General features: G+C 58.0%; 11 protein-coding genes. 9 read left to right on the top strand and 2 right to left on the bottom strand.

The window, feature by feature from the left end; translation table 11 throughout:
* Window positions 1-90 precede the first annotated feature (90 nt).
* The 7 genes from rpsF (at window position 91) to trxA (ending at window position 6,748) form a co-directional block, all read left to right on the top strand.
* On the top strand, window positions 91-378 hold the full coding sequence (rpsF, locus tag HMPREF2614_RS01470) for a 30S ribosomal protein S6 (protein WP_005511978.1): 288 nt from the start codon (window positions 91-93) through the stop codon (window positions 376-378).
* A 121-nt stretch (window positions 379-499) separates the two neighbouring features.
* Window positions 500-1,066 carry a single-stranded DNA-binding protein gene (locus HMPREF2614_RS01465; protein ID WP_005511984.1) on the top strand — a complete coding sequence of 189 codons (567 nt, stop codon included), beginning with the start codon at window positions 500-502 and terminating at the stop codon, window positions 1,064-1,066.
* Window positions 1,067-1,166: 100 nt separating this feature from the next.
* Complete coding sequence (rplI, locus tag HMPREF2614_RS01460) at window positions 1,167-1,619, top strand: 50S ribosomal protein L9 (RefSeq protein WP_005511982.1); 453 nt, start codon at window positions 1,167-1,169, stop codon at window positions 1,617-1,619.
* Window positions 1,620-2,355: 736 nt separating this feature from the next.
* Window positions 2,356-3,948 carry a replicative DNA helicase gene (gene dnaB, locus HMPREF2614_RS01455; protein WP_049170075.1) on the top strand — a complete coding sequence of 531 codons (1,593 nt, stop codon included), beginning with the start codon at window positions 2,356-2,358 and terminating at the stop codon, window positions 3,946-3,948.
* 142 nt (window positions 3,949-4,090) lie between these two features.
* Window positions 4,091-5,287, top strand: coding sequence for an acyltransferase family protein (locus HMPREF2614_RS01450; RefSeq protein ID WP_049181970.1), 1,197 nt, complete (start codon window positions 4,091-4,093; stop codon window positions 5,285-5,287).
* An 89-nt stretch (window positions 5,288-5,376) separates the two neighbouring features.
* Window positions 5,377-6,225, top strand: a complete 849-nt coding sequence (locus HMPREF2614_RS01445; RefSeq protein ID WP_049181972.1) for a fumarylacetoacetate hydrolase family protein — start codon at window positions 5,377-5,379, stop codon at window positions 6,223-6,225.
* A 142-nt stretch (window positions 6,226-6,367) separates the two neighbouring features.
* Window positions 6,368-6,748 carry a thioredoxin gene (trxA, locus tag HMPREF2614_RS01440; RefSeq protein WP_005511980.1) on the top strand — a complete coding sequence of 127 codons (381 nt, stop codon included), beginning with the start codon at window positions 6,368-6,370 and terminating at the stop codon, window positions 6,746-6,748.
* A 93-nt stretch (window positions 6,749-6,841) separates the two neighbouring features.
* On the opposite strand, the gene HMPREF2614_RS01435 is transcribed toward trxA, so the two are convergent.
* On the bottom strand, window positions 6,842-8,143 hold the full coding sequence (locus HMPREF2614_RS01435; RefSeq protein ID WP_038627046.1) for a serine hydrolase: 1,302 nt from the start codon (window positions 8,141-8,143) through the stop codon (window positions 6,842-6,844).
* Window positions 8,144-8,304: 161 nt separating this feature from the next.
* On the opposite strand from HMPREF2614_RS01435, the gene HMPREF2614_RS01430 reads away from it, so the two are divergent.
* A complete protein-coding gene (locus tag HMPREF2614_RS01430) occupies window positions 8,305-9,141 on the top strand; it encodes a PspA/IM30 family protein (protein WP_049181976.1) in 837 nt (278 codons plus the stop codon).
* Window positions 9,142-9,318: 177 nt separating this feature from the next.
* Here HMPREF2614_RS01430 and HMPREF2614_RS01425 read toward each other — a convergent pair whose 3' ends face one another.
* Window positions 9,319-10,881, bottom strand: coding sequence for an NYN domain-containing protein (locus HMPREF2614_RS01425; protein ID WP_070559910.1), 1,563 nt, complete (start codon window positions 10,879-10,881; stop codon window positions 9,319-9,321).
* A 261-nt stretch (window positions 10,882-11,142) separates the two neighbouring features.
* On the opposite strand from HMPREF2614_RS01425, the gene HMPREF2614_RS01420 reads away from it, so the two are divergent.
* The gene (locus tag HMPREF2614_RS01420) at window positions 11,143-12,420 is read left to right on the top strand and encodes an MFS transporter (RefSeq protein WP_070559908.1); all 1,278 of its coding nucleotides are present in this window, start codon (window positions 11,143-11,145) and stop codon (window positions 12,418-12,420) included.
* Window positions 12,421-12,576: the final 156 nt, after the last annotated feature.

Here is a 12,576-nt window from a genome sequence, read left to right as displayed (position 1 = left end):
CTGCATAGCGGCTGGCATGAAAGATAGTGCCAGCGCACCACGCTGTGTAGCCGAAATACAAGAACTAGACCATAGGAGGTGATGAGGTCCGTGCGTCACTACGAAGTAATGATTATTATCGATCCGTCTCAGGATGAGCGCACCGTAGGCCCGTCCCTGGAGAAGTACCTCGACGTTGTCCGCAAGGAGAACGGCAAGGTGGAGAAGGTGGACATCTGGGGTAAGCGCCACCTCGCCTACCCGATCGAGAAGAAGGAAGACGGCATCTACGTTGTCGTCGACCTCACCTGCGAGTCCGCAACCGTGCTGGAACTCGACCGTCGTCTGAATCTGAACGACAGCATCCTGCGCACCAAGGTGCTGCGGGTTGATCGTTAATCTGCGTCATATTTGCGTATCCAGAGTGCTCGAATGGGGCACACCGGTAATGCGAAAGCCGTAGGATAGCGGGCGAAAGCCCCATCATCAGCTCGACAGAATACAACCGAGGAGAAGAAGCATGGCTCAGGGAGACGTACAAATCACAGTGGTTGGCAACTTGGTTGCTGACCCGGAGCTTAAGTACACCCAGAACGGCACCGCCGTGGCGAATTTCCGCGTCGCGTCGACTCCGCGGGTGTACCGAGATGGCCAGTGGGTTGACGGCGAGGGCATGTTCCTCACCTGCAGCCTGTGGCGTGAGGCAGCGGAGAACGCTGTCGAAAGTCTCTCCAAGGGCATGCGTGTCATCGTCCAGGGTCGTCTGCGCCAGCGCAGCTACGAGACCCGCGAGGGCGAGCGTCGTACCGTCTTTGAGGTTGAGGTCGATGAGGTGGGTCCGTCCCTGAAGTTCGCTCGAGCTCAGGTCACGCGCACTCCACGCAACGGCGGTGGAAACTTTGGCGGCGGTAACCGCGGCCAAGGTGGAAATGCCGGTGGTGGTTTCGGCGGTGGCTTTGGTGGAAACCAAGGCAACCAGGGTGGACAGAGTGATCGCGGTTTTGGTGGCGGAGCTCCTGCGGAAGATCCGTGGAACTCAGCTCCTCCGGCCGGTGGCGGCTTCGGCGGCGATGAGCCTCCGTTCTAAGCTCCTTCCAGCCACGGCACTACGTGACTAGTTTGCAGCAGATTTAGCATCCACAATTCTCATAATCTTTTAAAGACATATCCAGCGAAAGGCAGGGATCATGAAGCTGATCCTCACCGCCGACGTTGACAAGCTCGGTGTCGCAGGCGACATCGTTGAGGTCAAGGCCGGCTACGGACGTAACTACCTGCTTCCTCGCGGACTGGCAATTGTTGCCACCCGCGGCGCAGAAAAGCAGATCGAGGGCATTCGTCGTGCCCAGGAGGCTCGCGCTATCCGCGACCTCGACCATGCACGTGAAGTCAAGCAGAAGATTGATTCGCTCGACAACGTCTCCGTTGCTGTGAAGGCTTCGGAAAATGGCAAGCTGTTCGGTTCCGTCACCAAGGGTGACATCGCCGATGCAGTTCGTAAGGCTTCCGGTCAGGCTATCGACAAGCGCGCAGTCGTGCTTGCTCCGAGCCAGATCAAGTCCCTTGGTAAGCACACCGTTGACATCGCGCTGCACCCGCAGATTACCGCGCATGTTTCCGTACAGGTCGTCGCCGCGTAAGTTCGCGGTTTAAAGTTTTTACTTTGACGGCGGCCGACGAGCGCCGCGCCTAAGGATGTGCGCGGGCTCTGAGGCCCAATGACAACAGCACACGTGAAGCTCTGATCTTTCGTAGTGAAAGGTCGGGGCTTTTCGTGGTTTAAGGCTGGCTTAAAGCCTTTTACGCAGGTGCTGGAAAGAGCATCTACGACTTGTCCACAGGCTAACGATGATTGTTGTGGATAAACCTGTGGGTAACTTGCCTGGCTGCCGTGGATAACTTTTCTGGAGAACGCGAGATTTTTATTAATTCATCGTTAATAATCTCCGCATGAGCAGCATCGATGCTAAAAGGGCAACAGAGGATTACATTTGTGCAGGATTAAGGCAAATATGTACTGACCTGCGTAGATAGAATATTTTCGGGTTGAAACTCCGCTACCCCCGTTAACATTCAAGCGGCGGTTTAGGGTTACGGACCGTTCACCTGGACTTTTCTTGATTGTGCACATGTTCTCCCCAGGCCTATCCACAGGTGCTGTGGATAACTTCGGGGATAAACGCCGTAGAAGATTGTTTTCTGGGGCCTTCAAGGGTACTTTTACAGGTCCGTCAATCCGCTCGAACAGGTATAACTGCGGTAGGTAGTCAGGTGTCCAGTGCTGGCGGTCGGAACAGACATATTGAATGTGACGGTCAGTCAGCAACAGGGTTGAAAAGGCACCTAAGTGGTCCAGAAGGGGAGGAGCTGCTCACGATGAGTCAGCCTGTAGGTGATGGTGGTCATTCAGGAGCAGGGGACGAGGCGTCGTCCTACTCGGTAAATTCCCACGATGATTCTTTCGATGACGTTCCGCTGCCCCCGGAACCGCCGGTAGAGGATGCTCCACCGGAGGAGTATTCTTTCTCGCAGAGCTCGGGCAACGGATCGTCGGCAAGCGGATCTGGGGCGCGGGACTGGGAGCGAGACCGTGGTCGTGGCGCTCGTGCGAGTGCGGTCGCTGGCGCGACTTTTGAGCGCACGCCGCCGCACAATATCGAGGCGGAGCAGAGTGTGCTCGGCGCGATGCTGCTGAACTCAGAGGTCGTTGCGGATGTGTACGAGCAGCTGACACCGGAGGATTTTTACCGACCGGCGCACCAGACGATTTACTCGGCGATTTTGCACCTCTACGGTGAGTCCTCGGAAATTGACCCCATTTTGCTGGCAGGTCGTCTGGATCGAACTGGAGACCTGGAGCGCATCGGTGGTCCGCTGTACCTGCACACCTTGGCCTCCCTGGTGCCAACGGCGGCGAATGCGCAGTTCTATGCCCGCATTGTTGCGGAGAAGGCGACAATCCGTCGCCTGGTAGAGGCCGGCACGAAGATCGCCCAGATCGGCTATGCGGGCGCGGAGGACACGGAGCCGGAGCAGCTGGTGGATGAGGCGCAGCAGCTCATCTTCAGTGTTGGACGTGAGAACACGAAGAATGACTACGTTCCCATCGCCGATGTCCTGGATGACACGCTGGAGGAACTGGATCTTATTACCCAAAACGGCGGTCTGGCGCAGGGTGTGCCGACGGGGATTACCAACCTGGACAAGCTGACAAACGGTCTTCACCCAGGTCAGATGGTGATTATTGCGGCTCGCCCGGGTGTGGGTAAGTCCACGCTGGCGATGGACTTCATGCGTTCGGCCTCGATTCGCAACGGCATGACCAGCGCAATTTTCTCGTTGGAGATGTCGCGCAATGAAATCATGATGCGCATCATGTCCGCAGAGGCGAAGATCAACATGGCATCTTTGCGCTCCGGTGACCTGGATGAGCGGGACTGGACCAAGTTGGTCGAGGTCGGCGACAAGATCCGCGATGCTCCGCTGTTTATTGATGACTCGCCGAACCTGACCATGATGGAGATTCGCGCGAAGGCACGTCAGCTGAAGCAGAAGCACGATCTGAAGATGATCGTGGTCGACTACCTGCAGCTGATGAGCTCGGGTAAAAAAGTCGAGTCCAGACAGCAAGAGGTCTCGGAGTTCTCCCGTCAGCTCAAGTTGTTGGCGAAGGAACTCGAGGTACCGCTGATTGCAATTTCGCAGCTGAACCGTGGTCCGGAAGCTCGCACAGATAAGAAGCCACAGGTCTCGGACCTGCGTGAGTCGGGCTCACTGGAGCAGGATGCCGATATCGTCATGCTGATTTACCGGCCGGACTCGCAGGAGGCTGACCATGAACGTGCTGGTGAGGCGGATATTATCGTCGCAAAGCACCGTGGTGGACCGACCGGAAGCATTGCTGTGGCCCACCAGCTGCACTACTCCAGGTTCGCCAACCTGGCGGAGGAGCCCAGCGGTTCTCTCTAGGTTCCTGGCCTAGCCACCCAGAATTAGTGCAATCCGGGTGGCTAGGTAAGGTGAGTGACAGTCAATGGGGCGAGTTTTCGTGCGTTGACGGTTTTGAAGGTTTTGAGGGTTACGCGGAGTCGTCGGGAAGCGGGGAAGCACTATGTCACCAACTGCCGCTCCCGCGGCAGCGGAGGCCAAAGCTAAAAGGCATAAGAGTGCGCCGAAACAGCGCGTCGGCTGGGTAGATGCGGCCAAGGGGCTGTGCATTCTATTGGTTGTGCTAGGCCATGCCGTCACAGAGCTGCAAGCGCACGGTTACTACACGGCGCAGTGGGCGGGGATTAACTTCTTCCTCGGACCAATCCGTATGCCGCTGTTTTTCCTGCTATCTGGTCTGTTCGCCGGCAAGGCACTCAAGGAGTCGTGGCATAAGTTGGCCAATCGCCGAATCTGGGTGATGGTCTATCTCTACGTGATTTGGGTTCCACTGCGTGACTTCGTGCTTTTCCTCATGCCATATACGCACGTGGATGCCGATGGCATCGTGTCTCCGCCGCCGATTGCGGACCGCGGCGCGTGGGGGCCGCGGATTTACAACACGCTTCACGCGGTCATCGAGCCAACTTCTTACCTGTGGTTCCTGTGGGCGCTGGCGCTATTTGCAATTCTCACACGAGCATTCCGCTGGGTACATCCGGTGATTCAGCTCATCGTTTCAGGCCTCATTAGTGCATGGGCGCCTTTTGCCTCATCCAGCTGGTCGTGGGACTTTGTCAGCAAGATGCTGTTCTTCTACGTGCTGGGCATGTACGGTGCGCCCTGGATCTTCCGGATGGCACAGCGTCGCAGCGGCCTCTCACTGCTAGTGACGCTGACGGCGTTCCTGTCGGTGGCAATCTGGGTGCAGGCGACCTACGCGAGCTTTAACGAAGGCAACGTCGGCTTCACCCGCGTGTACCTGTCCACCACTGGCGCACTGGCTGCAATCAATGTTATGGCGATGCTGCAGAACACTCGCCTAGTTGTGCCCTTTGAAAAGATTGGCGGCCGAACGCTGCCTATCTTCCTCATGCACATTCCAATGTTGGTTGTGGTCATGATTATTTGCGACCTCATCCTGCCGAAGGACCCACACTTGGTCATCATGACGCCGCTGGTGGCCATCATCGCGGCGATGCTGTGTCTCGGTCTGCACAGGTTGCTGCTTGCCATCGGTGCCGGATGGCTCTTCGTCCGTCCTGCTTGGGTAGTGCGCATGACTACGCCGGGACAGCGTGCTCTTCAGCGCAGCCAGAATCTTCCCTCCCAGCCTGAAGGCGAGGCTCTGCGTCAACCAAAGAGCGAACCTGCTTCCTAATTCAGCTCAACAAGGCGGTAGCGTGGAACCGAGAGCCGATCAGGCGGCAGAAGTGACACAGAGAATAGCCATGAAGAAATGAGAAAGCCATGCGTCTAGCAACGTTGCGATACCAGGGTGCAACCCGCGCCGCTATTCTCGGCGACGGCGTAGCGGTCCTTTTTGATGACCACTGTCTCGGAGATGTGTTAGCGCGGCCAACGTGGCGTCGTGAAGCGGAAGAACTCTTGGCGGAGGCGGGGGACAACCCTGACAACGTCATGGCGGAGAGCGCGTGGGCGTTCGCACCGCTGATCACGCGGCCGGGCAAGATCGTCTGTGTTGGCCTGAACTATGCCGTGCACATCGATGAGATGGGACACCAGCGCCCCGAGGTGCCGACGCTATTCGCGAAGTTTGCCGATGCCGTCGCCGGTGCGAAGGATGATATCCGAGTGCCGGAGGCCTGCGCGGAAAAGCTCGATTATGAAGGCGAACTCGCGGTTATCGTCGGCGAGACCTGCTTGCGGGTGTCGGAGGAGCAGGCGCAGGACGCTATCGCTGGGTACGCGATTATGAATGACTTCACCCAGCGCGATTTCCAGTACGCCACCGCGCAGTGGCTACAGGGGAAGACGTTGCAGCGCGCCAGTGCTTTCGGTCCGTGGATGCTCACAGCCGATGCTTTCGATGCGGACTCCGCACGGGTGCGCACATATGTCGACGGAGAGCTGCGCCAGGATGCCCCGATTGCGGACCTTGTTTTCTCCCCGGCGATGTTAATCGCCTACATCTCACAGTTCGTGCAGCTGAACCCGGGCGATGTCATCTCCACGGGAACGCCGGCGGGTGTTGGCCACGGCATGAGCCCGCAGACCTACCTTCAGGATGGTCAGGAAATGATTATCACCATCGATGGCCTGGGTAAACAGATCAACACCGTCCGCATCAACCACTAGCACGCGCCGCTTTACGACGTCCCCGCGAACCCGGCGGGAATGAATCGACCCCCGCGTGCGTTGTGGGAGACTAACGGGTAAAAACCTACGTAAAGAACGTGAAGTTAGAACACGACGTTAAAGAGTAAGAGGAGTTAGACCCATGGCAACTGTTGATATTACGAACGAGACTTTCGCTGAGACTATTCAGAACAACGACATTGTGCTCGTTGATGCCTGGGCATCCTGGTGCGGTCCGTGCCGCCAGTTCGCCCCGATTTATGAGAAGGCTTCGGAGAAGCACTCAGAGGTAGTGTTCGCAAAGCTGGACACCGATGCCAACCAGGAGGTTTCGGCCGCCCTGGGCATTCAGTCGATTCCGACGCTGTTTGTTTTCCGCGAGGGAATCCTGCTGTTCCAGCACTCTGGTGTGCTGCCTGAGACCGCTCTGAGCGACCTGGTTGGCCAGGCTTCGGAGCTGAACATGGATGATGTCCGTGCGCAGATTGCCGAGCAGGCCGCACAGGATAGCGCTACCGAGTAAATTCTGCGATTTAGTCCGCATACTGTGCGTTTTCCAACTTGGAGCACTGCCGGATAAGCCCCCGCGCCTCAAGCCCGCGGGGGCTTTTTGTATCTAGTCCGCGCGCTGGCCACGAATGAGCCAGCCAATACCAAAGCCAGCGAGTGCCGCTACTAGTGCCCACAGGGCTGGAGCGACTTTGTTTGAGTCCTCCTCAATCGACAGTGCCGCGCTGGTGCGGGCATGCTTTGTCTCCTTCTCACCTGTTGGCAGAACCTGCCCGCCCGGGAACACGTGCTTGACAGCTTCGGTGAGGTCGTTGGCGGTCAGGTTTTTGCCCAGAACCGCGATAGCGTAACGGTCATCGTCGCCAAGGAATCCGGCAGTGGTGTGCTGCTCTTCGTACCAACCGGATTTGTTGGCAATCGTTTCCTTCGGTAGCGCTGCACGCAGACCGAAGTTCTGGTCTGCATCGCCGTAGGAGTAGCGCGGCAGTGAGTACATCAGCTGACGCATGTATTTGGTCTCCGTGTCGCTCAGTCCGCCTTCTTCGCTCAGCATGCGGTCAAAGTAGGCGACCATGTCGGCTGGCGTACTAGTGGTGGCTCCCCACATAGGCGAGCCGACGGTCTTATCCGACAGGCCGTAGCGCTGCCGGACATTGTCAACGATGCGTACACCGCCGTAGGAATCCCACAGCTCGTCAGTTGCTTCGTTGTTGGAGTATCGAATCATGTCGTCGCGCAGCATGGCGTCAGGGTTGCCCTCAACCGGCATATCGCCCTGGCCAGCGACGATCTCGTCCTTCTTCGGCTGTGTGTAGTTGGAGTAGGCCACGACATCGGCGATGAATACCTTCATCAGGCTGGCGAGGCGAAAAACATCATCACAGTGTGCGTTGCAGATGAACTCACCGGTCTGGCGATCCAGGATGCCCATGCCGAGCATGCCGCCCTTAGCATCAAACTCCTCGGTCACTTGGTCGAGACGAGTTTGGACGCCAAGGCCCCACTGGGTCTTCGCCCCCGGCACAAGTGGGGGAAACGCCTTCGGCTCACTTTTCGCAGTGCTTTCCGACGGCTCCGTTGAGGACGTTTCCGATGTCGTTGAAGAGGTTTTCTCAGTCGACTTCTCAGGCGACTGTTCCGCCGACTTCTCTGTGGTTTTTCCTGTGCTCTTCTCGGGAGTCTTTTCAGCTGGCTTTTCGGTGGTCTTCTTGGTTTTTGCGTCGGAGGGCTTAGTCGGCTCCGTTGAGGATGGAGCTGCGACGACTACCTGCGAAAATGCGCCGGTATCGGTGGAGTCAGCAGTTGCGGTGACTGTCGCGTTAGCCAGCGGCGCAGTTGCTGACAGAGTAATTACCGCGGCGAGACTCGCGGCAAGTCCGCGGTACGCGCGTTGAGGGCAATGAACCATGTTTAGAGAGTTTACAACTCTGGGGGAGTCTTGCTTGTCGGTAACCAGCTCTTTCCGTTTGCCGAGAGAGAGCGAGCTAGCTCACGTACAATTTTTTAAGAGATGGAATCTTCTCGGTTCCGATTAGTTATTCCGCATATGTTGAGGAAGGTTGGATTTGCATGGCTAATCCATTTGCCAAGGGCTGGAAGTACATGATGTCTTCGTTCGATAAGAAAATCGAGGACAATGCGGATCCGAAGGTTCAGATTGCACAGGCAGCTGAGGCCGAGCGTCAGCGCCATCAGGAGATTCAGCGTCAGGCTGCGGCTATCATCGGCAACCGCAATCAGCTGGAAATGCAGCTGGGGCGGTTGACCTCCGAGCGTGACAAGATTACCGAGAACACCCGCCAGGCACTCGCCAATGCGGATCAGGCTCGTGCCAAGGGCGATGAGGCCACTGCACAGAAGATGGAAAGCACTGCTGAGGCGTTTGCCACCCAGCTGGTGAATGTTGAAAAGGAGCTGGAAAATACTACGCAGCTCCACCAGCAGGCCGTATCTGCTGCTGAGGAGGCACAGCGTCAGGCGCAGCAGTCGCAGGCTCGCTACGAGCAGATTAAGCAGGATATCCGCAAGCTGGAGTCGCAGGCGGATCAGGCCAAGATGCAAGAGACCGCGTCGAAGACTCTCCAGAGCATGCAGGGTATTTCCGAGGATCCGAATGTGCCGACTTTAGATTCGGTCCGTGAGAAGATTGAAGGTCGTTACGCCAATGCGTTGGGCGCTCAGGAGCTCGCGGAATCCTCACAAGCAGGTCGCATGGCTGAGATCGAGACTTCGACTCGCGATGCCGCTGCCGACATGCGCCTGGCCGAAATTCGTGCCCAGATGAATAATGAAAGCGCTGCTCTCGAATCCGGTTCTGCCGCGAAGGATAATGCCGGCGAGCTGGAGTCCGCCGAGGCCGCCGAGGCCGTTGAGGACACCACAACGGACGCAGACGAAGCGAAGTAGCCTTCACCAGTTGCCAACAATCGCCAACAAGAAAGTGTCGGGGTTTATGGCAGTCTGAGCGGGAAAACCACCCTAAACTGCCATAAACCCCGACACTTTCTCGCGTCAGCCGCACCAGCAGCGACAGTAGCGCCAGTAGTGCTGAAGCCATCGAAACTGCCGAAGCCTTGAGGCGCGCTACTTCTCCAATTCGCCGTTCTTCCGCGCGAGCAGCACCCCGCGGATACCGGCGTGGAAACCATCGCGCAGATTGACGCGCTGCGTCTCCGTCAGCGTGTATTCGTGCAGGGTTTCGCACGCAAACTGCAGCAGCGGACGATCAATGTCCGGCGGCAGCCCACCACCAGAGAGCAAGTGGGCACTATCGCGCGCCTGCTCGTTCGCAATATTCTCGTACCACCAGTTCGCGTACTGCTGTCCCACATCGAACGGCGTCTGGAAACCCGCGGATGCCCACACCTCGTTCGGCAGGGGCACGTATCGACTACGCAGCTTCCTCCTTGGCGCCATCATCGAAGGATTCGGCCGCGGGCTTGGTTTCGGTGTACTCGCGTTGGCACCGTCTTCGCTTGCCGACGGCTCCGTCGCCGACTCCCCACTGCCGGTTGCAGTCGACGACGCGGAATCGGAGGCAGACGCGCCTGCATTCTCGGCTCCGATGTTGTTCGCAGTGTCGTTACCAGCCCCACTGCCAGTATTGACTGTCGCGCCGGGCATGGCCGCTGGAGAAGGCTGCGCTGGCTGCGTTGGCGAGTCAGCCGAAACGCCCGAAGCAGCGGAATCCACCTGTGTAGCTTCCAAACCGCCGGTGCGCTCTACCTCAGCGCGGTGCTCAGCCTGCGCCGGGATTTCCCGGGCACCCATCTTGGCCGCGTGCTCGACCTCGTTGAACTTCGGCGAGTCGGCCTTGGCCGTCGGCGTGGCTGCGGCATTGTCTTCGCTACGACAGTCGGAATCGCTGTCAGCCGTGGGGGATGGCACAACGCGCTGGTCCTGCGGAACCTCCGGAGTGCCGGCCTCCGGCGAAGCAACGTCACCGTCGGCGGCGGAGGGAGTGTTCTCCGTGCCGTCGTCAAGCGAGCCCTCACCTGGAGGAGTGATGCGCGTATCCGGTACGCAGGTGGCGCCGAGATCTTCGATTGGTTCGGCATCGCCCAGCGGCTTATTCGTGCGGACGACCGGTGGGATTGGACCCTCGAGGACATTGAGCTGCATGGCGTCGGCGAAGTCCTCGCGGGGATCGAGGATTGTCGTCGAATCGCAGGCATGGCGAAGTGCACCGGACATAGAGTCCCAGCCGAAGCCGTAGAGATGCACGCGCACACCGGCGGCCGAAGCCTCAGCGACGCCGGGCAGCATGTCCGCATCGCCCGAGACCAGCACGATATCGGAAACTTGGTTGCGTAGGCCGGCGACAACCATGTCTGCGACGAGTCGCGTATCGACGGCCTTCTGCGTCCGTCGGTCACCCCATTCAATGAGCTGACCTGCGCGCAGCTGCACACCATCAATCGTGCGCAGTGAGCGCTGGTAACGATGCGGCCCCGACTCCGGGATGCCGTCGTACCAAAGTTGCCGCTGAACTGGCTGGTTCAGCTGCTGGTTAATCATTCGGTCAAGGACACTAACTACTTCTCTAAGGTCGATTTCTAATTGCCCGCGGGCTCCGGTTTCCCACGAGTTGTAAAAGCTCGCCAGTAAATATGACGTATCGACGAACACCAATGTGCGTTCAAGCATGGCTCCTAATTCCTGATTCTTTATTAACTAAATAAGCAAACCGGTTACATCGACAAGGATGCCCGAATAATTCATTCTATGCGCTAAACATGTTTAACTTCAGGGACTATTCTTAATAAGCCGCATTGCTTTGACCGTTCTTCGCGGGTTGGCAGAAGTGCGAGCCGACGAGAAAACACCGATCAATTTAGGTATTGACGTGCAAAGAAATCACCCCGCGAAGAGTGCGACCACACAGGAGAAGGGGAGTTGCAAACAGGTATGAGACGCTGGTTCGGCCTATTGGTTCTCATTACTGTGTTGGGGCAAGCGGTTTTCAACGGCGGTCGCGTGCTGCTTTCTTGGCGAGTCCTCGATTTTGGCGGTTCCGCCGCCACCGTCGGTTGGTTCACTGCCGCATTTTCACTTGTACCTCTTATTATTGCGCTTCCCGCCGGCAAGCTTGTCGACAGCCATCGTGCCACCGAAGTCATGTACTCCGGTCTCGTCGCCACCGTCATCGCTGCGGCAGTAATGGCGCTCTCGCCGAACCTACCTATTCTTCTGCTCGGCTACGTGGCCCTGGGTTTTGCCCACATGACCACGCTCATCGCCGCTCAAGGCATGGTTTCGCACCTGCGTGGCGGCGTCGCCGGGCTTGATAGCCTCTTTGCATACTTCACGCTTGGAATCTCTGTCGGGCAGTTCCTCGGCATCGTCGGTGCGGGTCTGCTCACTCCCAACCACGACGGCAGCGCCATGACCGCCACCACTTCCGCGCTCTGGGCGATGACGGGAATCGGTGCGATCGCCCTGGTCATCGGCTGGCCGGTCGCAACTGCTTATCGACGGCACGAAGCGAATGCAGCCGCCGAAGTGCAAGCTGCTAGCTCAACTGAGTATTCTCCGGCGTCGACTGTTAGCGACCGCAGCCGGATGGAGGAGAGGCGACCGGCGCAGGCCGAAGCCAGTGGCGCATCGGTCTTAAGCATCCTGCGTATCGATGGCATGTCCAACGCCATGGCTGTCTCAATTGCGGTCATCGTAGCCATTGACCTGTTGACGGCATATGTGCCGGTGCTGGGACGTGAACTGGGCTTTAGTGTTGCCGAGGTGACGGCGATCCTTGGTGCGCGTAGTGGTCTTGCGATTATTTCCCGAGCCCTCATGCCGACTGTTTTGCGCAAAGCTAACCGCAATCGGGTCCTTATCATTGCAGTTTGTGCCGGTGTCCTGCCGCTTTTGGCAATGCCGTGGCTACAGAGTGCGTGGCTGATGGTTATCGCGGTTGGTATCTGTGGCTTGGCGTGGGGCTTTGTCATGCCTATGTCGATGACGTGGGTGAGCTCCCTGGTGGATGCCGAGGTGCGTGCTCAGGCGCTATCCATCCGGCTGATGGGTAACCGCTTGGCGCAGGTCATCCTGCCGCCGGTTGCTGGTTTGGGTGCTACCGCGATGGGTGCGGGCAGCGTGTTTCTGGGGGCGGGTGCGCTGATGGGTGTCGCGTCTGCCACTGCTTGGCGACGACTCGCAGGTGACAAGGCGGCTCTGACTAAGTAATTGGTCGGTTGCTGAGTTGCTGACAAGTAGCGACCGAGCCTTAGGAAGTCTCTGATTTGGCGTACGGGGTTAACTAAAGTGAATTGTTTTCATGGTTCTACCAGCGAATTCGCTTAAATAAGGGCGTGTGTGTAATGTATTCGGAGGTCAGCGCGG

This window comes from Corynebacterium sp. HMSC074C11 (genome assembly GCF_001809455.1).
Classification (GTDB): domain Bacteria; phylum Actinomycetota; class Actinomycetes; order Mycobacteriales; family Mycobacteriaceae; genus Corynebacterium; species Corynebacterium amycolatum.
Note: the sequence above shows the minus strand (reverse complement) of the source record. Positions and strands in the feature narration are given on the sequence as shown.